Origin of the sequence: Erwinia magellanica, assembly GCF_039023495.1 — a bacterium.
In the GTDB taxonomy this organism is placed as follows: domain Bacteria; phylum Pseudomonadota; class Gammaproteobacteria; order Enterobacterales; family Enterobacteriaceae; genus Erwinia.
In genome coordinates, this window is the sequence record NZ_JBCHVC010000005.1 from 24102 (window position 1) to 46744 (window position 22643).

17 protein-coding genes are annotated in these 22643 nt (G+C 51.4%); 4 read left to right on the forward strand and 13 right to left on the reverse strand.

Translation table 11 applies throughout. The features are described from left to right. Positions 1-3: 3 nt before the first annotated feature. Positions 4-369 carry a hypothetical protein gene (locus AAH450_RS17045; RefSeq protein WP_342911282.1) on the reverse strand — a complete coding sequence of 122 codons (366 nt, stop codon included), beginning with the start codon at positions 367-369 and terminating at the stop codon, positions 4-6. 665 nt (positions 370-1034) lie between these two features. Between AAH450_RS17045 and AAH450_RS17050 the strand changes: the two genes are divergently transcribed. Beyond that, a complete protein-coding gene (locus AAH450_RS17050; protein ID WP_342911283.1) occupies positions 1035-1814 on the forward strand; it encodes an MBL fold metallo-hydrolase in 780 nt (259 codons plus the stop codon). A gap of 127 nt (positions 1815-1941) precedes the next feature. Beyond that, positions 1942-2943 (forward strand): GlxA family transcriptional regulator, encoded by a 1002-nt coding sequence (locus AAH450_RS17055; protein WP_342911284.1) that lies wholly within the window; start codon positions 1942-1944, stop codon positions 2941-2943. Between the two features lie 340 nt (positions 2944-3283). Here the strand turns inward: AAH450_RS17055 and AAH450_RS17060 are convergent, their stop codons facing one another. The 8 genes from AAH450_RS17060 to AAH450_RS17095 form a co-directional block, all read right to left on the reverse strand. Then, complete coding sequence (locus AAH450_RS17060) at positions 3284-3517, reverse strand: SymE family type I addiction module toxin (RefSeq protein ID WP_342911543.1); 234 nt, start codon at positions 3515-3517, stop codon at positions 3284-3286. 466 nt (positions 3518-3983) lie between these two features. Next, positions 3984-5093, reverse strand: a complete 1110-nt coding sequence (locus AAH450_RS17065; protein ID WP_342911285.1) for a hypothetical protein — start codon at positions 5091-5093, stop codon at positions 3984-3986. A 55-nt stretch (positions 5094-5148) separates the two neighbouring features. After that, entirely contained in the window at positions 5149-5742 is a 594-nt protein-coding gene (locus AAH450_RS17070) for a class I SAM-dependent methyltransferase (protein WP_342911286.1), read from the reverse strand. Beyond that, complete coding sequence (locus tag AAH450_RS17075; RefSeq protein ID WP_342911287.1) at positions 5742-6755, reverse strand: HNH endonuclease family protein; 1014 nt, start codon at positions 6753-6755, stop codon at positions 5742-5744. The genes AAH450_RS17070 and AAH450_RS17075 overlap by 1 nt, the downstream gene beginning before the upstream one ends. 133 nt (positions 6756-6888) lie before the next feature. Beyond that, positions 6889-7716, reverse strand: coding sequence for a hypothetical protein (locus AAH450_RS17080; protein WP_342911288.1), 828 nt, complete (start codon positions 7714-7716; stop codon positions 6889-6891). Beyond that, the gene (locus AAH450_RS17085) at positions 7713-9305 is read right to left on the reverse strand and encodes a hypothetical protein (RefSeq protein WP_342911289.1); all 1593 of its coding nucleotides are present in this window, start codon (positions 9303-9305) and stop codon (positions 7713-7715) included. The genes AAH450_RS17080 and AAH450_RS17085 overlap by 4 nt, the downstream gene beginning before the upstream one ends. A 14-nt stretch (positions 9306-9319) precedes the next feature. Further along, positions 9320-10804 (reverse strand): OmpA family protein, encoded by a 1485-nt coding sequence (locus tag AAH450_RS17090; protein ID WP_342911290.1) that lies wholly within the window; start codon positions 10802-10804, stop codon positions 9320-9322. Between the two features lie 650 nt (positions 10805-11454). After that, positions 11455-13527 carry an FUSC family protein gene (locus AAH450_RS17095; RefSeq protein ID WP_342911291.1) on the reverse strand — a complete coding sequence of 691 codons (2073 nt, stop codon included), beginning with the start codon at positions 13525-13527 and terminating at the stop codon, positions 11455-11457. A 359-nt stretch (positions 13528-13886) separates the two neighbouring features. On the opposite strand from AAH450_RS17095, the gene aroD reads away from it, so the two are divergent. Together aroD and idnO are read left to right on the forward strand one after the other, a co-directional pair. Beyond that, on the forward strand, positions 13887-14777 hold the full coding sequence (aroD, locus tag AAH450_RS17100; RefSeq protein ID WP_342911544.1) for a type I 3-dehydroquinate dehydratase: 891 nt from the start codon (positions 13887-13889) through the stop codon (positions 14775-14777). A gap of 89 nt (positions 14778-14866) precedes the next feature. Then, entirely contained in the window at positions 14867-15628 is a 762-nt protein-coding gene (gene idnO, locus AAH450_RS17105) for a gluconate 5-dehydrogenase (RefSeq protein WP_342911292.1), read from the forward strand. A gap of 214 nt (positions 15629-15842) precedes the next feature. On the opposite strand, the gene fucO is transcribed toward idnO, so the two are convergent. The 4 genes from fucO to opgB all read right to left on the reverse strand — a co-directional run bounded on the left by fucO (position 15843) and on the right by opgB (position 22585). Then, entirely contained in the window at positions 15843-16994 is a 1152-nt protein-coding gene (gene fucO, locus AAH450_RS17110) for a lactaldehyde reductase (protein WP_342911293.1), read from the reverse strand. 278 nt (positions 16995-17272) lie between these two features. Further along, the gene (gene ampH, locus AAH450_RS17115; RefSeq protein ID WP_342911294.1) at positions 17273-18466 is read right to left on the reverse strand and encodes a D-alanyl-D-alanine-carboxypeptidase/endopeptidase AmpH; all 1194 of its coding nucleotides are present in this window, start codon (positions 18464-18466) and stop codon (positions 17273-17275) included. Positions 18467-18609: 143 nt separating this feature from the next. Then, a complete protein-coding gene (locus AAH450_RS17120; RefSeq protein ID WP_342911295.1) occupies positions 18610-20181 on the reverse strand; it encodes a methyl-accepting chemotaxis protein in 1572 nt (523 codons plus the stop codon). A 106-nt stretch (positions 20182-20287) separates the two neighbouring features. Then, positions 20288-22585: a phosphatidylglycerol--membrane-oligosaccharide glycerophosphotransferase gene (gene opgB / locus AAH450_RS17125; protein ID WP_342911296.1), complete on the reverse strand. Its 2298-nt coding sequence runs from the start codon at positions 22583-22585 to the stop codon at positions 20288-20290. Positions 22586-22643: the final 58 nt, after the last annotated feature.

Below are 22643 nucleotides of genomic sequence, written 5' to 3' on the forward strand. Positions count from 1 at the left end.
TCCTCAGGCTCTGACGGATTTATTGTTACGGGCTGGATTACGGCTCATGATAATCAGCCCGATCAGGCCCACTACCATCGCGGCGGTAATCACACCTTGATGAAGCAGCAAAGCAGCAAAACCAATGCCGGCCAGCACTAAAAAGGCGATCACTCTCCAGAAAATAGGTGCGCCGCGGCCTGAAGAGATGCGCAGAATAAACGTCAGTAACAGCAGAAACAGATTAGCGATCGCTACGCCCAGCGCACCAATAGAGCCAGTAACGCCCGTTAAAGGTGTCAGCCAGGCATATAACGCCACCCCGAAGCCGATCGCTGCTGCCAGCAGCAGCAACAGGCTTCCCAGGCGTGAAGATTGAGAAAGCACCATATCAGGTAATCCCCTGTAAGCAGAAAATAGTGAAAAAAGCAGCACCTGTGAATGCATGAATGCCATACAGTCAGGATGCTAAGTAAGTGCTCACTGCATGAATGGCAAAGGAACATACAGGCGAGCGCAGTGAAGTATAGAAGAGGATAGTTCACTTATTTTGCGTATGTTGCAGAGAGTCTCAGAGAGGGAAATTCACGAAAAGAATCATCGCGTTTGGCCTGAAGTTAATGCAAAACCCTTGTCACCAGCCCTTCGGACGGGCGCTGGCAGAGGAAAATTGACGATATGGACGGGAATAAAACAGGAGGTTAATTCATCTCTGGCGCTGACCCTTTGTCACGGTATGAATCTGCCCCTGCCTTAATCAATGAAAAGTAGTGCGGTGTGGCTTATACCCTTTGTGCCCTCTTTGGCGGAGGGATCATGACGCTGAACGCTGATCCTTCCCTTTTTCTGTTACCTTTAAGCAGCCCCTCTGACGGCGGAAGGCCAGTTAAATCTGCACTATTTCGATTGACCTGATTCCATCGACTAATGACCTGAGAGCATATCACGGCCTGTTCCCTTCTCATCTTATAGTGACCCCACTCGCATCCATCCTGCCGGACAACGGTGAAGGCGGTGGATTAGCCCTGAAATCTGATGAATGACTGGAGCAATCAATGAAATTAACGCAAATCCGCAATGCCACGCTTGTGCTGGAATATGCTGGTAAAAAATTTCTTATCGACCCGATGCTGGCAGAAAAGGAAGCCTGGGAGGGCTTTGCCGGCAATGCTCGCCCGCACCTGCGTAATCCTATGGTTTCCCTGCCGGTGACTGTGGAAGAATTACTGGCTGTTGATGCCGTTATCCTGACGCATACTCATACCGATCACTGGGATGAAGCGGCACAGCAGGCTGTACCCAAAGATATGCTTATTTACACGCAGAATGAGAGTGACGCGGCGCTGATCCGTTCTCAGGGTTTTCTCAACATCCGCGTTCTCAAAGATGAAAATCAGTTTGTTGATGGCCTGACTATTTATAAAACGGACGGTCAGCACGGCAGTAACGAACTCTATGCAGATGCGCAGTGGGGTGAACTACTGGGTGATGCATGCGGGCTGGTCTTCACACATCATGCTGAAAAAACGCTCTATATTGCGGGTGATACCGTCTGGGTTAAACCTTATGCAAGAAGCCTGCAACGCTTCAAGCCGGAGATTGTGGTGCTGAACATCGGCTATGCGGTCAACGACCTTTACGGGCCGATTATTATGGGCAAAGAGGACGCGCTGCGCACGCTTAAGATGTTGCCGACTGCGACCATCGTGGCTTCTCATATGGAATCGATTAACCATTGCCTTCTGACCCGCGCGGAGTTAAGGGCGTTCACCCAGCAACACGGCATCGAACAGAATGTCCTGATCCCAGCAGATGGCGAAACAATGGCTTTCTGATAAGCCACTCTGCCTGTGAGGGATAACATGCCATTCCGGCAGGCCACCTGTTATCCTTTGGATAATGACATTCAGCGCTTTAGCTGCCGGTGAGCTGGTGGTTATCATTTAGGGTAAGGTTAACGTTATGTCTGCTCTGACGGTCGCCGTGATCGCCACGGCCGGATTCAGCCCGTTTCACTTTTCCGTGCCCTGTATTCTTTTCGGGCAGGCAATGCCGGAGCCGGGTTTATTCCGTGTAGAAATCTGTGCGGAAAAACCCGGCGTAGTCTTCTCTGATATTGGGCTTTCCATCAACGTGGAACATGGACTTGAGCAGCTTGACGTTGCCGATATCATTATTGTGCCTTACTGGAATCATCCGGAAGAAAGGCCCTCCCAGGCACTGCTGGATAAGCTGATAAGCGTATGGCAGCGTGGTGCTGAAGTGGTGGGCCTTTGTTTAGGAACTTACGTACTGGCCTATTCAGGCCTGCTTGATCAGCACCGTGCTGCAACACACTGGGAGTATGAAAAGGACTTCACCGAACGCTTTCCTGCCGTTCATCTGGACAACAACTCACTCTATACCAGCGATGAACGTCTTATTACCTCTGCCGGTACTGCCGCCGGTATTGACTGTTGCCTGAACATCATTCGTGAACATTACGGATCGGCAATTGCCAATCGGGTGGCAAGAAGAATGGTTGTCCCACCTTACCGCGAGGGCGGGCAGGCGCAGTTTATTGAACGCCCGGTCCCGGTATCGACGCGGGACAGCAAAATGAATGAGCTGATGGAATATTTGCGCCGCAACCTGGATAAGCCGCACGATCTCGACTCACTGGCTCGATTTGTCAGTATGAGCAGGCGTACCCTGACGCGTCATTTTATCAAAGCCACCGGCACTACGATTGGAGAATGGCTGAACGCGGAGCGTCTGCAAAGAAGTCAGGAACTGCTTGAAACCACGGACAGCAGTATAGAAAGCATTTCCGGCATGGTCGGGTTTCAGTCGCCCATCTCATTTCGCCAGAGTTTTAAGGCGAGATTCAGCGTCAGCCCAAGCGAATGGCGTCGGGCATTCCGTGGTCCTGCGCCTGTTGATCAGCAAAAGGCCAGGGAGAAAGCCAGGCCATCAGTGTCGTGAGTCCCCCTTGCTCCGGCTGGCAGAAACTAACGAACTGGCTTCTTCTTTAACTTCAATTTCAAAATGGTTTGCGGTTAGTTTTCTGAACGATAATAAGTTGCCCGCGAAAATCTCGTTTTATTTATCACGGCTTTAACTGATATTGTAATGTATAAATTTCAGGGTATCGCTGTTTTATTATGTGGTTCTATTCGGAGCCTGACGCCAGCAGTCATAATATTTCTTTCCTGGCCGCATTATTTATCGCATGGCATGATGCAGGCGAGTTAATAATAGGAGAGGGGGTAGCCTGAAGCCATACATATTTTCCTGGTCATCAGACCGGGAAAAGAAGCCCAAATTATCCACGGCCCCCCCTGGCGCCCACAATTTTTATAAACGCCTGCACCTGCCGTTGCTTGTGGGCAGAGAACTTACAAACGAGCCGCAATGACTTCATCAGCTCTGGTTCTTCAGGTTCCGGCGGACGAGCAGTCAGCACCAGGCATCCTTTCATTACCCGCACATCAGCCACTCTCCCGGCATCAAAGCCAGCTTCAGCCAGCCATTTATCTTTCATCGCCAGCGAGGGGATTTATTCATAATCTGGAAAGGTCCTCGCATAGCTTACTTTTATCCGGCGTACTGCGGAACCGGTGACTTATTTTGCTGCTACTTCTGCATTACAATCTTGCTCAGCCATGATAACTACTCCTGATAGTTGTTGTGGTCAGCGGTGTGAATGTGTTCCCGCACATTCGCATCGAGATTAAATTATGCTGTAATTATACCCAGCTGATAAAGACGACCCACAGATAAATTAATTTTCGCGAAAAAATCAAAAGGTAATTTTCAAAATTAATGCAACTATAGGATTGTAATTACATTAATAAATTAAAAACTGCCACTTGATAATATTATGAAATCGTTAAGCTTGTTTTTAAAGATTGGGGCGCAGATGCTTAGTAACCTGCAAATCTGCGCTCTTAACTGAAAATAAAATTACTTAAATGTATCATTATGTCTCTATCGCCCTCACTTCTCGAGCTCTAAACTTTCCATCACTTCTTCTCACCAAGAAATGATAGAGTGGTATTAGGCTTGTTTTCAATGTCTATACAGTTGAAAGTATTTCCCGATGGGTGACGAAGCGTAGAAGTTTTGCTAAAAATAGTGGTTTCCTCAATCATTCTTTTTTTTATTTGCTGATAGTCAGTGGTCGGGCAGATAACCTTAACATTACTATTCTGAAAAATAGCATAGCCTTCAACCCATACGCTGCCTGCGTTTGTATATTTTATCAGCCAGCGCTCCTTCAGCCAGTTATCGGGATAATCTGCAGGGTTGACTTTAAATATACTTTTTTGTTCGCTTTTTAAACCGGCTAATGTCATAGCATAATCATTTGCTCGTGTGATAAAACCTGGCGCAATGCTCATTGTCAGATACATTATAATTATAAATGCAAGAAGATAGGGGAGGATGTTTTTTTTGCTGAAAAAAGGCCGCTTGCTTTTTAAGAAGTCATAGGTTGCTGCCATTAAAATATAGCAAGATATAAGGTATAAAAATATTACCACAAAACGATAAAATCGGTCTATTCCCGACAAACCTGCCCTATTGTAAATAAAAAATAAAACAATCATGAATGCAAAGTTTATAATGATGCATCTGGAATAAATTTTCATTGTCTCCCTCCATTCACAATAGAAAAACTGGATGGCGAAAAAAATGATGTAACCACTTATGATGTAAATAAAGAGTCCTAGAGCGGTTTCACTGTCAAAAACACCTGTTATAGCAAGAAAAAGGCTGATGAAGAAAGAGTGCCTTATAACTGCTGTATCAGTCTCCTTTTTTGCTAAAAATAGGGTGGAAAAGGAATAGGAAAGAGTAGGTAAAAGCAGCGTAATGAAAAAGCCAAAAATGATGATAATCAGCGCAAAGGATATAGAAAGCAAGGTAGAGGGTGTCGTGAGCATCGAGGGCAGCAAAGGCAGATGATCAATCCGGTAAAGGTAGAACCAAAGATTCAGAAATCCCATCAGCACCGAGAATAAACTTATCTTTGCAAGATTCTGAGTTAGCCAGACACCGATGTCATAAATATTTAAATGTTGAGGTTTCTTACTTTTATTCATCCTGATCTTTTCAATTTTGTTTTTATTCACGCCCCGTATCCCTCAGTATCCATTACGTTAGTTGCTATCAGCACAATTTATTAATTTAATAGATAAATTCATTCTTGATAAACAGACCATTCAGCCAGCATTCCTTCGATCTGCATGGCCGTTTGTCGTCTGTAATCCAGATATTTTTAACAGCAATATTTCTCATCTTTTCAGTGAGCGTTTGAAGCTGCCGCTCATCCATATCAGTAAACACCCGGCCATCCTTTTCCCGTTCTCCACGGCCGTACTTAAACGACAAATACCAGACGCCACCCGGTTTCAATGCTCGTGCCAGCAGCGCCATTACTTCAGGCAACTCTGTTTCAGGTACATGCAGCAGTGAAGCGCAGCACCAGATGCCGTCGTACTTCGCAACCGCGGTCATCTCCTGAAAACGCATTACTTCAACCTGTCTGCCGGTTAACTGCCTGGCGCGTTCAACCAGCTCCGCAGAAGCATCAAAAGCTTCCACCTCAAAGCCCAGATCGCTGAAGGCTCTGGTATCGCGGCCCGAACCGCAACCGGCATCAAGGATCTGCGCACCGGGCTTCAGGTACGCCAGAAACGGTTCGTACAGGGCGGACATATCCACGTTCACCGTGTCGTCGTAAAAACGCTGTGCGTTCTGCTGATAGTAGTCGTCGTTCATCAGAAAATCCCGTCTCCCTGTGCGGTAGGTTCCCATTCATGCAGCAGTGTGTTTTTCGCTGTCTGCCAGCGCTGCTGCAGGAAGTTATGCCGTAGTGCTGGCGTGTTGCCAGTCTGTCGGATCAAGGTTTCACGCAGAGGAAGGTGGCTGTTAATGAAATACTCGTTACGGTCATGCAGGCGCTGAAGCAGTTTTGTCGATGGTATCCGGGTGAACTTTCCCTTAGCACCACGGTTGCAGCTTTGACAGGCCAGAACAAGGTTCCAGACGCCATCCAGATTGCTGATAGCTTCATTAAGCGTGAATGGCAGAAAGTGGTCGACATCGGCAAGATTTTCTTCTGCCATCACTACGCTGACGGGGCGGAAACAGTAGAAGCAGCAGCCTTTCTGGTAACCGTTCAGGCTGTCACGGCAACTGGTAATATTGATGCGCTGATTGTTGCGACGGCTGAACAGCATCTTGCTGTCGTCATCATATTCCACCGCAATCAGGTTACGTGAAACACCCATTGCCCAGGCTTCCTCAACCAGTCGCCAGCGCGCATCGGTTTCCTGTATCAGGTTCGGAAATTGATTGTTTTCTGTCAGGTAATAATAGTTGTCGGTGAGGCGTATGCCTTTTGACATTTTGCGTTCATCCAGAAAGAAGCGCTTGTCGATCTCAGCCTGATTAACGTTATGAAAAGCATTAATCACTGCGGCAAAACCGAGTTTAACGGTAATCCCCGTCAACTGGTCTTCTGTGATATCACTGTTGTTGAACTGTAAGCAGGCATCCAGGAACTGGCTTCGCTGGCTGGTGATCTGTTTAGGTGCCAGCTTAAGATGTGCGCAAATATGGCGTGCAAAAGGAACCGCCAGCGTTTCAAGGGGGATCAGGTCATTATCTGGTTGCTTCAGGTCATACAGCGCATGAGCCAGAGCAAATTTGTAAGATGCGACATTCTTGCCAAAAAGGATCACCCCACGCCAGTAATGTTCCAGCTTGGGATCGGCCTGATAGAAACGCATAATAGTCCTGTTTTGTGAGGCGGCTCGAAAGAATCGGAGTTACGCGATCACATAACAGAATGCATGGATTGTAAATCAAAAAATGCCTCCTGAACGGAGGCACAAAAACTTCAAATTTAAATGAAATGGATAGCTATTTTATCTCAACAGTGAGCTCAGGCGCGCCAAAACTCATCAGCTCCGCATCAGAAGCAGAGAAGTAACGCCGCCAGAAATCCTCAAGCTGCTGCATGATCTTACCGGAGCGATAGTTATTTTTGGCTGAGGTATCTATTAACCCGGCACCTGCCACGTAAACACTGGCACCCTTAAAATCAGCAATCAGCCCCTGTTTGCTTACTCTCTCCAGCTCTTTCTCGGGCGCTATCAGGCGGATCTGGTTATTACTATAAAAGCTGCCAAAAGCGCTGTTTTCCAACATATCCGAGATCAAAATAACCGATTTCTGTGGAGCCGGATCGCTTTTAAGATCTTCAGCGATACGATGCAGGCTGTCGATGATTTCACTTTTAGCGATGCTGTCCCCTTCTGCAGCGAAGCTGCCCGCCATCAGTTTCCCGATGCCCTGATCGAAAAACTGTTTTTGCTTTACCAGGCAGGCATCAAGGTTTTTAAGGCTTTCCATACCCATATTGTTACGTGCATGCTGGTCGCTAAACAGCGCCTCCAGTCTGCCGTCGAACACCCGCTTGAGGTAGTTGTCCTGTAACAGAGCTGAGAACTGATACAGCACCACACGGTCGCCGGGCTGTACGTAGCGGGTAACGTGCTGCCAGATGGATTTTTTCAGCGCCAGAGGGACTTTTACCGTCTGGTCGATAACGATCACCAGCTCACGCCCGCTCTCCGCAGGACGTTGCGCATCCAGCTTTGCATAGTGATAACAGCTGGGAATATCGTTACGCTCGGCAGCATGCGTGTACCACGCCAGGCTTAGCAGTATCAGGGCAAGCCCTCTCATACTCCCTCCTTCGCCCGCGTTTTATTCAGCAGCTGCTGTACACGCTGACGCTTCAGTACCGCTTCCAGCGACAGTCCCTGATCTTCCGCAATCAGCGCCAGGTCTTCCTCATCTAATCCCACGAGATCACCAAGAGAGTTAATGCGCTCCTTGTCGTTGTCGCTGGCTGCCAGAACCTGAACCGCTGCGGCCACTGGCGCTTCTGTTACAGGAGACACTGGAGGCAGGTCCTGAACCTGTTGAGGTTGGACAGGTGCTTGCTGGGTAGCAGACGCATAGTTAGCGTTCTTCAGATGTTCGCTCAGTTCGTGGTCGGAGCGCGCCTTATCACGAATCTTACCGCTAACGAAGTCGTTGAAGGTGGGAAGTTCATTAAGCTGCTGACTCTGGCTGCTGGTGCGTTTCATCATCAGGCGGTTCTGCAGCGCGCTCAGTTTTTCCTGTGCATCGCGTTCTACACGCTCACGCCGCATGCTGTGCCAGGCAGAAAATTCCTCAGAGCCACTAAAATTACCGGCATATTTTGCCGCCATTTTAGATTCCACCCCTGCAAAGGAGCGGTAAAGACCAATTAAAATACCAATCAGCTGTACGCCTACAAATATCACCGAAAGAATAATAAAGGTCAGCTTGGAAGCAAATACGCGATTATTGCCAATCTCTTTGGTCGCCTGGCTGTCTGCTTTAGCGTTATCCGCTACCGCATCCGCAGGGAGATCAAAAGGCGAACTTTGCGTATCCATTGTCTGACTGAATGGCGTGCCGTTAACGACCTGAGTCTCTATCGAATCGATGGTGGCGGCACGAACAAAATAGGCGCCAACAGCAAAGAACAGGATCAGCGCAAGTGCAATAGCCGTAGCCCAGTACTGAGGCTTAACGTGCACATTGGTACTGATGCGATTAAGCATCTGGATGTAGTTCGGCTGATCGTCGTCAAGGCGCGTCTCTTCCAGCGACAGACGGGCATTTTTTGAGAGGCCGACAGCATTATTGTTATGGCGGGCATCTTCATACCAGTATCGAATTTTTTTGAGCAGGCTGTTTTTATGCAGCTCGGCACCCATTAAATGGGTAGCTGGCACCAGCACCACGCCAATCAGAACGGAAATCACTACCGCTGAAAACTCAGCCTGGTTGGCAGAGATATTGTTGGCGATGAAAGGTGAGAGCACCAGGGCAAAGATAAAGGCTTCCAGTAATACCAACGCAACACTACAGAACCGCAACACCGGCCCGGTAGGCTTGCGTCCACGCTCATCTACTTTATTCAGATAGTTAACGCAGCGCAGATAGAAATCAGCATTATGATTAAAGGTTTTATAATGCTGCCAGTATTTAGCACAGAGCGCTTCTTCTGCGGGATACCAAAGTTTTCCGCCCGTGCCGGTTCGGCGTGGTTCATTACTGCGCGACAAGCGCGCAATGAATCCCATTACCGGAAGGGTGCTGAACAGATTCAGGAAAAAATAGCTGACCTGCTCCCACCAGCGAATAAAAACAATGACCAGGACCAGCAGCCCCACTAATGGCCAGAAAATATAACGGTAAAGGGAGATCGCTTCCGCGATGCTCTGGAAAAGTTCCATTGTCTGTTCCTTGATTAACTACGGACCGGGTGATAACCCGCCATATAAGCACTGTTATGGTTTGAATAGAAAAGCTGTCCCTGCTGCGCTTTCGTGGCGTTCTTCGGCACCAGCAAATCGATACAGGAAAGCGGCTGCTCGTTGCTGGCTGGCAGGTAAACCCGGTAAAGGATATCTTCTTCACCTTCCCAGGCATTGGCAACGGCGGCGATTGGTGCATCTGGTTTACGGTTACCGCGGGACTGATAATTTTGCGTGATATACACCTTTGGATTAGCTTCCACAGTGGCATTGTCCGTTAACACCTTAACGGGGGAGAGGGTAACCAGATGGTTGTTAACCAGCCCCGCCCAGGCGCGCCCATTCATACCTGCGTAATATTCTCTGGTCTTATGGCTGTCCAGCGCTTTACCGCTGGCAAGGTTTTTGGCTTCACCAGCCACACGGGCGTTATCTGCAAGACAGCTTCCTGTCACCGGACTAGCGTTCGCCTCAGCTATCAGGCTGAATCCACGGCTGCGTGGTTTGAGATTGGCAGCAAGTGAGGCAGTAGAACGGCTAACGGGCTGACCGCCGAAATCGATCCAGTTCTTACCGTTAGCAGGCAGGGAAGCGGTCTGCACACTCTCTTGCTTACTGGACGTCGTAACCGGGGTTCGATTAGTGGAAGGACCGGAAGGTTTGGCTTTTGTAACAACAGGGGCCGTTTGCCTTGATGAACTGACTGATTTTGTAGATGAGACAGAAGATTGCGTGCCGTAACGCAGATAGGCGAGGTTACTGCCTTCCTGTTCAACTCGCTGTTTCAGCAAGGTTTCATTCGCCAGACCCACAATTTCTACACGACGGTTAGCCGAACGGCCACTGGCAGTAGTATTGTCAGCGACAGGACGGGAGGAACCAGCACCCTGATAATAAAGCCGCTGAGGATTCAGGCCTGCCTGCTGAAGGACGCGGCCAACGCTTTGCGCACGATTCTCTGAAAGCGTCTGATTCCAGTTGGCATTGCCGGTAGCATCAGTGTGACCAACAATCAGTACCACGCCATTTTGATCATCTTGTTTCATAACGGAGGCGATTTTTCTGACCTGGCGCAAACCATCCACTGAAAGCTGAGCACTGTCTGTATCAAACATTCCACTGTCTTCAACCTGAGCCACAATACCTACAGCCTTTTTGCCGCTGCCTGCCTGCGCCTGTAATGAACGGGTAGCAATGGCGATGTGTTCTTCCTCGGCAATTTTGGCGAGTGCCTGCTCACGATTTTGCCAGGCATTGCCTGCCACACAACCTGCTAACCCGCCAACCAGTCCGCCGGCAATCGCTTTACCAGCATCTTTGGTGAGTAAATAAGTGAGGCCTCCACCCAGTGCCGCCCCGCCAATACATCCTATAGCAGTACCATAATTAGAGCCGGTTTCATGCAGACTTGCGCAGCTTGAAGACAGCATAACTATTGCGGTCAGTAAGCTGATTTTCCCTAAATTGTGGCGTTCCACTTTCTCTCCTTTTTCCTTGTCTATCCCAAAAAGCAAAAGTCCCCTGGTCTCATCCACAGTAAAAGGATTGAGTCAAAACAGGGGTAATCATTATTTTATAAAAATAGCGCTCACGGATCCCGGCCAGAACAACATGCGGGGCTTCTGTAAATTACCTTTTCAGGTTATAGCTGAAACTTTATAATTATCTGCATTAACTCAAACTTTACCGGATATAACGCCAGCGCAGCCCTGTTTTCAGGCAGAATAATTGGAATATTATTTTTTCACAGGCACCCGAAAGGATATGGTGTGAATAATAACGCACGGTTACTGTCCAACCTGCTGAGAACAAATCACATTATTGCCAGAGCCTTAACGTATGTCCAGCAATTAGCATCTCTTAAAATGAGACGGAAGTCTGATGAAGATGGGTAAGCCTACTTGAGTGGGGAGAGGGGAAAAAATATTTTGCCATTTGTCTCTGTGAGGACTTACTCAGGAAAGTGAATCGAAAATGCCCCTGAAACAAGACCAGAAAGTTTAATGCCTGCGTTGAATGCATTCAGAATGAGTAAAATTAAAGTATTTTGATTACTGAATATCAGTGCGATAAAGCTCAAGGTGCTAAACAGAGCTATTGCCAGGAATCATTGCATGTCCCCCCAAAATCACCGTCGTCCCCGCAAGTACCCCAACTCTCTCACAGGCCAGCCCTGTTCAGGAAAAACCGAAAGGCGGATACCGTACAGATGGAACAGCGGCGTAAACAGTTGTTCATCTTTTACCGCTAATACTTCCAGCTCCAGCAACAGCAGATCAAGCTCATCCAGCAGGCCGGTATGCGGGTTAGCCTTGAGCGACTTCATCCGGCGTTTCAAAAACAGCGCCAGTTCGTGGAACATCTGACCGCTGTCGAGGTGATGCTGACCCAGAAGCTCCCGGCTGCGGGCGTAATAGTCATAGCAATTTACCCCCAGCCACACCTCGGTAACCAGGTTACCTGCCAGAAGCAGATCGGGATGCGGATCCAGACGCATACGCGGCAGAATGATGTTCACTCGCTCCAGCATGCCGGTAATAAAGTGCTGACGCGCCAGCAGGGAAGAGCCGTTTCGCTCCATCTCCTTCACAAAGCGCAGCAGCTCACGCACGCCCGAACGCACCGCCCTTTGGGCAATCCAGGCGGGGCGCTTATTGCGGATAAGAGCAGTGATGACCACCGCAATAAGGATGCCGGTCATGGAAGCGATCGCCGTGTTAATGGCGCCAGGCAGGTCGGGTCTGAGGTGGTGACTCATACCAAGCAACCCCGGGATCTGAATGGCGGCGCTCAGGCCGATCATATTGGTGGCGGGGTTGGCAATCACCAACCCAAGCGCGAAAAGCCCCGGAACCAGGCAGAGCATCAGACCTTCAAAAGTGATGGCCTGCGGGATCAGCACCGCCACGTAGAGCACGCTGATAACAATAGAGAGCAGCGTCCCTTTAATAAACAGCTTCATCGGGTTGCCCGGCGTATCTGCGCTGGCGAAAAAGGAGCTGAGGATTGCGGCCATCATCGGTGCGGAGGCACCTTCCCGCCAGGCGGTGCCCATCCAGAGCAGACAGGCAGCAAAGGTTGCCAGAAAAGAGGTCGTGGCGGAGAGCAGCACAAGGCCGGTGTCAGTATGAGGACGCGATCGTTCCTTACGGGCGAGGCTGGTATCGCCCGATAAATCGCTGACCAGATGGTTCACGCTCTGATAAGCCCCGGCGATGCGCACAAAATCGGCAAGGCGCTCAAGCAATCCCGTTAACATCAGGCATTCGCTGGCGGGCAGCGCACCCTGCCGCCAGGCGTTTTTGAGATCTCGCTGACCGGCTTCAAGGGAAGCCTGAATATCCAGGCTTTCCCTGGCCTGTTCATCAGCGTTCAGCCACAGCAAAAACTGCTGAAAGAGCAGCGCTACCGCTTCGGGAAAACGAATATTCAGCTGTGCCATCTGGTGCAGACGGCCTTCAATCGCTATCAGCGTCGGGATCAGATAAGAGAGATGCCGGTACTGTACGCTGACCAGACGTATCAGCCTGCGCGCTGCATCTCCCTCATACACGCAATGCGTGATCAGCGTCTCGACCTGCTGCGGATACTGCGCCATACGGATCAGGATCTCTTCCCGCTCCGGTGCCGACTCTTTAGTAATGCCGTTCAGGAGATCGCTGCACAACCTGCGCCCGTTCTGATACCAGACGGTGACGCTCTGCTCCAGCAGGCTGCGCATCGAAACGGGCAGCAGCAGTCCATGGATCATGCTGCTACAGGTGACGCCAAGCGCAATCTCTTCAATACGCGAAATCACCGTCCCGGTAATAGAGAGCGGTTGGGTAACCGAGGGAAAACCCATGATAGCCGCGCTGTAACCCGCCAGCATAAACACATAGCTTTTGGGCGTGCGGTCATGCAGTGACAGATAGAGGCAAAAGCTCACCCACAGCGAAACGCACAGGCTGAAGAGCATGGGAGACTGCACGGTTTCCGGGTAAATCAGAAAGATAAAAAATCCGCCCAGCAGGGTGCCCAGCAGGCGAAAGAGCGATTTGGAAAAAGTAGAGGCAGAATAGAGCTGGGAAGAGACGTAGACGGTGGTCAGCGCCCAGGCTGGTTTATCCAGATTAAGTTCAAGCGAGAGATAAAGAGCAAGAAAAGCGGCAAGACAGGTCTTTAATGAAAAAAGAACGGCATTCTTCGAAAACCACTGCATGACAACTACCAGAGACGCGCTAAGTGCGCAGCATCCTGCCAGAACAGGCGCTCAATTCACGGTGATTACTACGACAAATTGTTTCGTCATAAAAATAAATATTCCCGCTGGGTGATTAATGATGGTGGAAACTGTACAGGCAATCTTAATCCGCAACAGAGGCGACTATAATCAATAGTGCTGCCTGGAGAGTTTGTGCCAGATAAAACAGCAGCATGCAGCTTGCGGATAACATCTGAACTATTAAACTTGTCTATGATAATTATCAAGTGCATGTCAGTTAGCGAGCAATAAATAGCCGGCAACCATAAAAAATATTCGTGGCGGTTCCTGCATGGCTGAAGGAGTAAAGAGTGAATATGCGACATTCTGTTATTGCGATGGCGTTGCTGCTTGGGGGAGAAAGCGGGGCGCTGCTCTCCTCATCAGTATGGGCAGCAGGCAGCGAGCCAGCAGTGACAGCAACGCCAGGGGAGGCAACACCGGTGAAGATAAAAAATACCGTAATCGGCCAGGGCGCGCCGAAAATTATCGTTCCCACTACGGGTAGCACGGCGGAGCAGGTATTAGCTCAGGCTAAAGCCATTGGTGAAAACCCCGACGCAGATCTGATCGAATACCGCATTGACTACCTGGATTTCGCTACCGATGCAGGCCGGGTCGCTGCTCTGGGAAAACAGATTGTGGCAGTGGCAAACGGCAAGCCGCTAATCCTGACGTTCCGCACCCAGCCTGAAGGCGGCAAGCGTAAAATCAGCGATCAGGAGTACGGGGCACTGTACAAAGCGCTGATTAGTGAGCACTTTATCGATGTCCTTGATCTGGAAATGTTCCGCGAGCCGGAAGTGGTGCAGCAGATCCTTGCGGTTGCCCATAAGGCCGGGATCAAAGTGGTAATGTCCAGCCATGACACCAGGAAAACCCCGGAAACGGCGGAGATGGTAGCGCGACTCCGTAAGCAGGATCGGATGGGGGCAGACATCCTCAAAATTGCGGTGATGCCGCATGATGCCAGGGATGTGCTCAGGCTGCTGGATGCCACGAACCAGGTGCGCGAAAGCTACTCCAGCAAGCCGCTGCTGACGATGTCGATGGGCGGGCTGGGCGCAATCACGCGGCTTTCTGGCGAGGTGTTTGGCTCCGATCTCACCTTTGGTATGACCGGCGAGTCATCTGCGCCAGGCCAGATTGAGGCGAAGTCACTGCGTCAGGCACTGGCGACTGTTAACACCGCTATCAAAGGCGAATAACTTTCGCTGCACTTTTCTGGCCGCTGGATCAGGTGCAACAATGCGGCCGGGCTTCCGCCCCATCCATCGTCTGACTCTGGAGAAAACCCATGACGCTTTTCAGCTTAGAGAATAAAAGAATTCTGGTGACCGGCGCGGCTCAGGGCATCGGCTTTACCATGGCGCGCGGCCTGGCGCAGCACGGCGCTGAAATCATCATTAACGGCACGTCACAAGAGCGGGCGGAAAGGGCGGCGGCAACGCTGCGTGATGAAGGCTTTACCGCGCATACGGCAGTGTTTAACGTTGCCGATCCGCAGGCAGTGGAGGCCGCGATTGAGAAAATTGAGACCACTGTCGGGCCAATCGACGTACTGTTTAATAATGCCGGCATTCAGCGCCGTCACCCTTTTACCGAGTTTCCGCTAAACGAGTGGAATGAGATTATTGCCACTAATCAGACCGGGGTGTTTCTGGTTTCCCAGACCGTGGCGAAGCGGATGATCGCCCGTAACGCGGGCAAAATCGTCAATATCTGCTCCATGCAGAGCGAGCTGGGGCGCGACACCATCACGCCTTATGCGGCAGCAAAGGGCGCGGTGAAAATGCTGACGCGCGGCATGTGCGTGGAGCTGGCCCGTTACAACATTCAGGTTAACGGCATCGCGCCGGGCTATTTCGACACGCCGATGACCAAACCGCTGGTGGATAACCCGGAGTTCAGCGACTGGCTCTGCAAACGCACGCCCGCCGCCCGCTGGGGCAACCCGGAAGAGCTGGTTGGCGCGGCGGTGTTTCTCTCTTCAAAAGCCTCTGACTTTGTGAACGGGCATCTGCTGTTTGTCGATGGCGGTATGCTGGCTGCGGTTTAACCTGCAAGGGGGTAAAGGGCAGGTCACTGCATCATGGTGACCGTTACTCTTGAAAGGACAGAAACCCGCCACAGTTTCTGCGGAACGTCGCTGGTTTGCGCAAACCCGGCGCGCTGGCGTGGCTTTTTCGCTATGGGATGGCTTCTGCCCGAAGACTATTCTCTTGCACTACCACAGGCCTGATCCCAGCAGAAACCAGGCCCTCCAGGTTGGCTCAGTAAAGTTGACGATAAAGTTCGGTAATTTCCGCCAGGGTTGCTTCACGGGGATTACCACCGGTGCAGACATCGTCCAGCGCGGCCTGTGCCAGGGCGGGGATATCTTCCTCTTTCATTCCCACATCACGCAGCCTGGCTGGAATACCTACATCCGCAGAGAGCTGCTTCACCGCCTGCACGGCAGCGGCACGCACTTCATTCAGATCCATGCCGCAGACTCTGGCTACGCCCATTGCGCGGGCAATATCCCGGTATTTTTCCCCAGTGAACTCCGCGTTCCATGCCATAACGTGCGGCAGAATGATGGCGTTAGCAACGCCATGAGGAACGTTGTAAAACGCGCCCAGCGGGTGCGCCATGCCGTGTACCAGCCCCAGCCCGACGTTCGAGAAGCCCATGCCCGCGATATACTGGCCCAGCGCCATCTCTTCCACCCCTTTCGCCTCTCCGGCAACAGAAGCCCGCAGCGATCGGGTGATGATCTGAATCGCTTTCAGGTGCAGCGCATCGCTAAGCTCCCATGCGCCCCTGGTGATATACCCTTCAATGGCATGTGTCAGCGCATCAATGCCGGTGGCGGCTTTCAGGGCGGGCGGCATGCTCGCCATCATCTCAGCATCAATAATCGCCAGGATGGGGATAGCGTGCGGATCAACGCAGACAAATTTGCGGCGGTTCTCTTCGTCGGTGATCACATAATTGATGGTGACTTCCGCGGCCGTTCCGGCAGTCGTGGGGATGGCAATAAGCGGTACGCTGGCGTTGCGTGTAGGCGCAACCCCTTCCAGGCTGCGCACGTCAGCGAACTCGGGATTATTGATAATAATGCCAATCGCTTTGGCGGTATCCTGCGGCGAACCACCCCCCACCGCAATCAGGTAGTCCGCACCTGAACTTTTGAACAACTCAACGCCTTGCTGCACGGTGGCGATAGTGGGATTGGGCACCACCTCGTCATAAATGATAAAAGGCAGCTGATGCTTCGTCAGCAGGGCGGTAACGTTTTCTACCACGCCCGCTTTGATAAGGGTTTTATCTGTTACCAGCAGCGCTTTTTTAAAGTTTCGTTTCGTTACTTCATTCACGATTTGCGAAAGAGATCCGGCGCCAAACCAGGCGGTTTCGTTCAGTACCATTCTGTGTTGCATATTTGCTCCTGCGGAAGGTTTTTATTTTTTTAAGAGAGGTCGCAGGGAAATATGCGCAGGAACAAGCGAAGGAAGTATTGATAAAGATCACTCCGGGACGAGATTTCCCGTCCCGAAGAGGTCAATTTGCGGAATTAAAGCAGAGCCAGAGTCAGCCGAATTTGCACCATACGCCCTTATTCTGGCGTTACTGAGTGCTTATCATTAGCTGGAGCAGAAAACTTTACAGCACTGTTTCCGCAGCGGTAAGGCTTATTCCGCTCCGCTATTTCGCTCAGTTAATTAGCCATAATGCTTGCCGCAAGCTGCGCGCTGTCCGGCGTATTGCCAATCAGTTCCGTCAGCAGATTATTCACCCCATCGCTCATGGGCGTGAAGCGCGTCTGCGCGGAGCGGGTCACCACTATAAATACGCCCACGCTGTACTGCGGCACCATCGCCATATAGGTAATAAAACCGCCGCCGCCGCCGGTTTTCTGAATAATTCCCGGCCTGCCGCCCTGCGGAGCCATATAAACCCATCCCATGCCCAGTGCAGACGCTTTGCCTGGCACATCCATACCGATAACCCTGGTCAGCTGGTCACGCTGATAAATCATGGTCTGAATACGGTCTGCCTGTGCAGTGCGGGGATGTATGTCAGAAGAGAGGAACTGCTGCATCCAGCGGCCCATATCCTCCGGGGTAGAGTAGACGCCGCCGCTGCCGATGGCAGCCAGCGTATTCAGGCACGGGCTGGCGCCTTTTTCGGCCACCATCAGGCGACTACATTGATCCGGAGAGGGGGTAAAGGTGGTGTCTTTCATCCCCAGCGGGCGGGTAATCTCTCGTTGCAATAGCGCGGGATAAGATACGCCCGCGGCTTTAGAGAGCGCATCGCCCAGCAAGTCAAACGCCAGGTTGGAGTAAGCGGCCTGGCTGCCCGGCGCGGCCTTCAGTTGCGCGCTCTTCAGCCAGCTCCAGCGCTGGCTGTATGTCGGCCAGACAAACACCGGGCGATGCGGCTTGCCACCGGGCTGTTCGCGGGGAAGCCCGCTGGTGTGGGTGGCAAGATTAATCAGGCGAATAGTCTGCCCGGCATAGCTGGGGACGCTGCTGCCAGAGGGAGCATATTTACTCAGCGGATCGTCAAGCCTCACCACGCCCTGCTCAGAGAGTTTGACTAACAGCTCGCTGGTCAGCAATTTCGTCAGGCTGGCGATCCGGATAACGGAATCTTTTTGCGGGCGAACCTTACTGCCCGGACGGATAGCGCCCTGGCTGGCAAACACGCGCTGGTTGGCATCAATGGCCACCATCGCCATGCCGGTCGCTTTGGTGTTATAGAAGATGTTCTGCGCGTAGCGGTCAACAATCTGGGACGCAAGCAGCGGATCGGGTGCGGTTCGTGCGGCCAGTCCACTGAGTGGAGTCACAACAACGAGCAGGGCCAGCAAACGGTGAAGAAAGGGTTTCAACGTGCGTACATCCATCTGAATCAGGCTTAAGATAATTCGTATAGTAATCTGTTTTATACCGGCTTCCAAAGGCATCGGCACGGTTTTTTTGCGCTTAAGCATGGGATGCACAAACGGCCGTTTCCGGCCGTTTGTTAACGCTTTTCTATCTGACTGACTCAGGCTGGTAAGGCGTGCGTGTCGTTTACCTTAAAGACGCTGATCGCCAGAGAGAGCTGTTCCGCCTGCTCCTGTAGCGACTGGGCTGCCGCCGCAGACTGATTGACCAGCGAGGCGTTCTGCTGCGTAACCTGGTCCATCTGGGTTATAGCCATGCTGATCTCATCAATGCCGGTGCTCTGTTCCGAGCTGGCAATGGAAATCTCGCCCATAATAGAGGTCACGCTTTTCACGCTGGTCAGCACTTCTTCCATGGTAGTGCCCGCTTTAGCAACCTGCCTGCCGCCTTCATCCACCCTGGCAACCGAGTCCTGAATCAGCTGCGCAATCTCTTTCGCCGCTGAAGCGGAGCGTTGTGCCAGGCTGCGCACCTCGGAGGCCACCACCGCAAAACCACGCCCCTGTTCACCAGCACGCGCCGCTTCCACCGCTGCGTTCAGTGCCAGAATATTGGTCTGGAAGGCGATGCCGTCAATCACGCTGATAATATCAACAATCTTCCGGGAGGAGCCGTTGATCATATCCATTGTGCTGACCACCTGTTTCACCGCGTCACCGCTCTGGATCGCAACTTTAGAGGCAAGCGCGGCCAGTTCGTTAGCCTGGCGGGCGTTATCCGCATTTTGCTTCACGGTAGAGGTCATCTGTTCCATTGCGGAGGCGGTCTCTTCCAGTGAGCTGGCCTGTTGCTCAGTACGGGAAGAAAGGTCCATGTTACCGGCAGAGATCTCGCTGGAGGCGGTGTGGATCAGGTCAGTACCGGAACGCACTTCGGTAACAATACGCAGCAGGTTCTCATTCATGTTTTGCAGTGCCAGCATCAGCTGACCGGTTTCATCGGTAGATCTGACCTGGATCACGGTGCGCAGATCGCCCGCCGCCACGTTTTCGGCAATGGTCACGGCTTCACGCAGCGGCTGCACAATAGAGCGGGTCAGGAAGAAGCCCAGCAGGAACGCGGCGACCACGGCAAGTCCAGAGAAGATCAAGGTGATCTGGATGGCGGTATCGCCTTCCGTGTTGGCAACTGCACCTTCCGCCACAAGCTGGCTGGACTGGGAGTCGGCAAATTTGCTCGCCAGATTAAGAAATGTATTTTGCGAAGGCGTCATTTTTTGCAGTGCAAATGCAGCCGCCTCATCTGCGTTGCCTGCTCGGATCATCGCGATCAGCTCCGTTTTGGCCTTTTCAAAAACCTGAGCGGCTTCAATAACGTCCTGGATTTTCTTTTTGCCTACGGCTGTTGTCTGCAACTGAGCAATTTTATCAATGGCCTGAGTGGTTTTTTTCGTTGCGTCTTCAAGCTGGCCGTAACGCTTGACGTTAAATTGTGGGCGCGTGGTATCGATCACCATCCCGCGCAGATACTTTATCTGTTCATTCACGCCGTCACGGACGTCAAAAGCAAGGCGGACTTTAACGTAGCGGTCGCTGACGATACTGTCTACAGCGCTGTTTATGTTGTTGATTTTCAATACTGCTGTTGCGCTCACGATAATCAAAAGCAGGATCACTAAACTGAACGCTGCGCCGAGGCGAACCCCGACCTTCATATTTTTCACAGATGCCATCACATGTTTCCCTCTAAGATAGGGCTTGCTGTTTACGCCCCTCGAAGCCCTGTAAATCGGCAGCGGGGGCGAAAACTTGATGAAAATCTGTGAAGCAGTTCTCAATTTATTCGGTGGCGGTAACCTGCATGCTCACCAGGCCGATCCCAAGTTTGCGGGCAGCAAACCCGTCCACTGCGCCTTCAGCGGTCTCTTCCGGTGCGGGTGGCTGGATCACAATGGTTCTGGCCTGGCCTGGGTTAGTGAAATGCACTTTGACCGTGCTGTCACCGTTGCTGAAGGTGATTTTCTGGGTCATGTCCCCCACTTTTATGCTGAACGGCTGCTGGCTGTTTTTGCCGAATGCCCGCGCGGTCAGCGTCAGATCGAAGCTTGCTGGCAGAGGTTCCAGATACTGCACGGTGACTTCAGGAAGCAGATTGGCATCGGACCAGCGTCCACCCCAGGGTTCGATAAAGGATAAGCCGGTTACTTTTTGCACCTGTTCAGGCAGGCCCGGCAGGCCAAACATAATGCGGTCCGCGGTGTAGCGCAGGTCATCATCGCTGATTCGCAGCCGTGTGACCGCCTGCTGGTAGCGATCGTCGCTCTGCTTGCCGGTCTGGCTGAAGGTCGCTTTGCCCAGCGTGAGGCCCGGTTTAACCTGCTGGATCTGCGGCAGAGCGTTCAGTGTTCCTTCCGCTATGCACAGGTTCGGGTTCAGCTCCAGCTTCTTATCCCAGACGTCGCCCATCTTAAAGCAGCGATCGATCCAGACAAATTTCTCGTCGGGGGCAAATTTTGCCAGCTGCTGTTTCAGCGGAGCCGCCAGATAGACATCAAACTTTGGCTCAATTTTATTGGGCATCACAGAGAGCAGGAGCGGCAGCTTGAAGTGCACGCCAGAGAAGCTGAAGGTATTTTTGTCGGTATCAATTTTGTAATCTGAAATCACCTTTGGGAAATTCCACAGTTTGATGACGTCCGGCTTCCACTCGTTTATTTTCTCTTTGATATTAAGATAGGTGGCGGCCATTGAAGTGGAAGAGAGGCTGCTGCGCCCCAGCCCAATAAAGTTGTCGCCGCCCATCGCATCCAGCACGGTTGCGCCATTATCCAGCGTGCTGCGTTTAACCGGGATCACTTTGCTGCTGACATTATCCCCGCGCACCATAAAGAACAGGTCGCTGCGGTTATGCTGGTTGAGATATTTATAAGCGGTGTTATTCATCGCCAGATGGTCAGAGCTGACCACAATAATCGTATTTTTAAAGTAAGGGGTAGCCTGAATGCGCTGGATCAGGCGCGCGATATGCTCCTGGCTACAGGCCACGGCGGCAAACGATTTATTGGCCTGACCTTCATACGGATAGGCTTTGCGCTGGCAGCTGCGCGAGATAAAGCCATCGGGATGATGGGTATCGACGGTTAGCGCAAACAGCGAAAAAGGGCGGTTCTTACGGGCAAGCTCCAGATATTTATCAAACACCACATCCAGCACCGTGTCGTCATACCAACCCCAGTCGTTGCGGTAACTCTGGTCTTTCACCACGCTTTTCAGTTCGTTCAGGCCATAAAGATGATCAAAACCGTGGGAAGAGAGAAACAGATCCTTACCGGCAAAGCTCAGGCTGGCGCCCTGATAAAAGTAGTTCTGATAACCGGACGACTTCAGGATATCGCCCAGGCAGACGTTTTGCGGGTAAAAAGTGGAGAGCGAGCTGGAGGCGTTGCCATCAAAGGGAGCAAACAGGGGAATACCGCATTGCGAAGCCACCATCCCGGCGATGGTGTATTCCGTGCCGGGCAGCTGTTCCGTATTACTGAAGTCTGTGGCGTTGTTTTTAATCTGGTTCAGCTCGGGTGCCAGACCCGGAAACGCTTTTTCATCAAAATAGGTGCGCTCCAGGCTCTCGGCATAGATATAGACCAGATTGGGCTTATCACCCTGAATCTGTTTCCCCGGCACTTTATAATGGGTGTAAAAGTCTGAGTTGCCTTTTCCAACCTGCGATTTAATCAGGCTGGTAACCTGCTGATAGGCGGGGGTAGTGTTAATAGAACCCAGCGCCAGGATCACCGCTAGCAGACTATAGAACTGGCTGGTACTATGCCCTTTACGCAGGCGCAAAACCCAGGATAAAAATATAAACAGCAGCACCAGAATCACAATAAGACCGGCCGCAGGCAGAATATATTTACTGACCCCCGCACCGCTCAGGCTGCTGGTAATGGTGTAAATAACCGCGTCGTTAATTCCTTCACCGGTAAAATAATTGCTCGCCAGCAGAGAGGCATTAAGAATGATATAGATGCCTAAAAACAACAAAATCGCGGTAAACCAAAGTTTGTTCCTTCCCGCTTTCCAGGTGTAAAGCGTTACCGAAGCAATAAACAGTACCAGCGAAAGTAATTCTGAACCCATAAGTTATTTTTATCCTCAAACTGGCGCGATCCCCGTCCTGTGCCGGTGAAAGGGGGAA

Bases quoted from the DNA above. Each gene is read 5' to 3' on its own strand.
- ampH (WP_342911294.1), bottom strand. From the start codon at position 18,466: ATGGATGTACGCACGTTGAAACCCTTTCTTCACCGTTTGCTGGCCCTG.
- AAH450_RS17095 (WP_342911291.1), bottom strand. From the start codon at position 13,527: ATGCAGTGGTTTTCGAAGAATGCCGTTCTTTTTTCATTAAAGACCTGT.
- AAH450_RS17085 (WP_342911289.1), bottom strand. From the start codon at position 9,305: ATGGAACTTTTCCAGAGCATCGCGGAAGCGATCTCCCTTTACCGTTAT.
- aroD (WP_342911544.1), top strand. From the start codon at position 13,887: ATGCGACATTCTGTTATTGCGATGGCGTTGCTGCTTGGGGGAGAAAGC.
- AAH450_RS17055 (WP_342911284.1), top strand. From the start codon at position 1,942: ATGTCTGCTCTGACGGTCGCCGTGATCGCCACGGCCGGATTCAGCCCG.
- opgB (WP_342911296.1), bottom strand. From the start codon at position 22,585: ATGGGTTCAGAATTACTTTCGCTGGTACTGTTTATTGCTTCGGTAACG.
- AAH450_RS17050 (WP_342911283.1), top strand. From the start codon at position 1,035: ATGAAATTAACGCAAATCCGCAATGCCACGCTTGTGCTGGAATATGCT.
- fucO (WP_342911293.1), bottom strand. From the start codon at position 16,994: ATGCAACACAGAATGGTACTGAACGAAACCGCCTGGTTTGGCGCCGGA.
- AAH450_RS17070 (WP_342911286.1), bottom strand. From the start codon at position 5,742: ATGAACGACGACTACTATCAGCAGAACGCACAGCGTTTTTACGACGAC.
- AAH450_RS17075 (WP_342911287.1), bottom strand. From the start codon at position 6,755: ATGCGTTTCTATCAGGCCGATCCCAAGCTGGAACATTACTGGCGTGGG.
- idnO (WP_342911292.1), top strand. From the start codon at position 14,867: ATGACGCTTTTCAGCTTAGAGAATAAAAGAATTCTGGTGACCGGCGCG.
- AAH450_RS17080 (WP_342911288.1), bottom strand. From the start codon at position 7,716: ATGAGAGGGCTTGCCCTGATACTGCTAAGCCTGGCGTGGTACACGCAT.
- AAH450_RS17120 (WP_342911295.1), bottom strand. From the start codon at position 20,181: ATGGCATCTGTGAAAAATATGAAGGTCGGGGTTCGCCTCGGCGCAGCG.
- AAH450_RS17045 (WP_342911282.1), bottom strand. From the start codon at position 369: ATGGTGCTTTCTCAATCTTCACGCCTGGGAAGCCTGTTGCTGCTGCTG.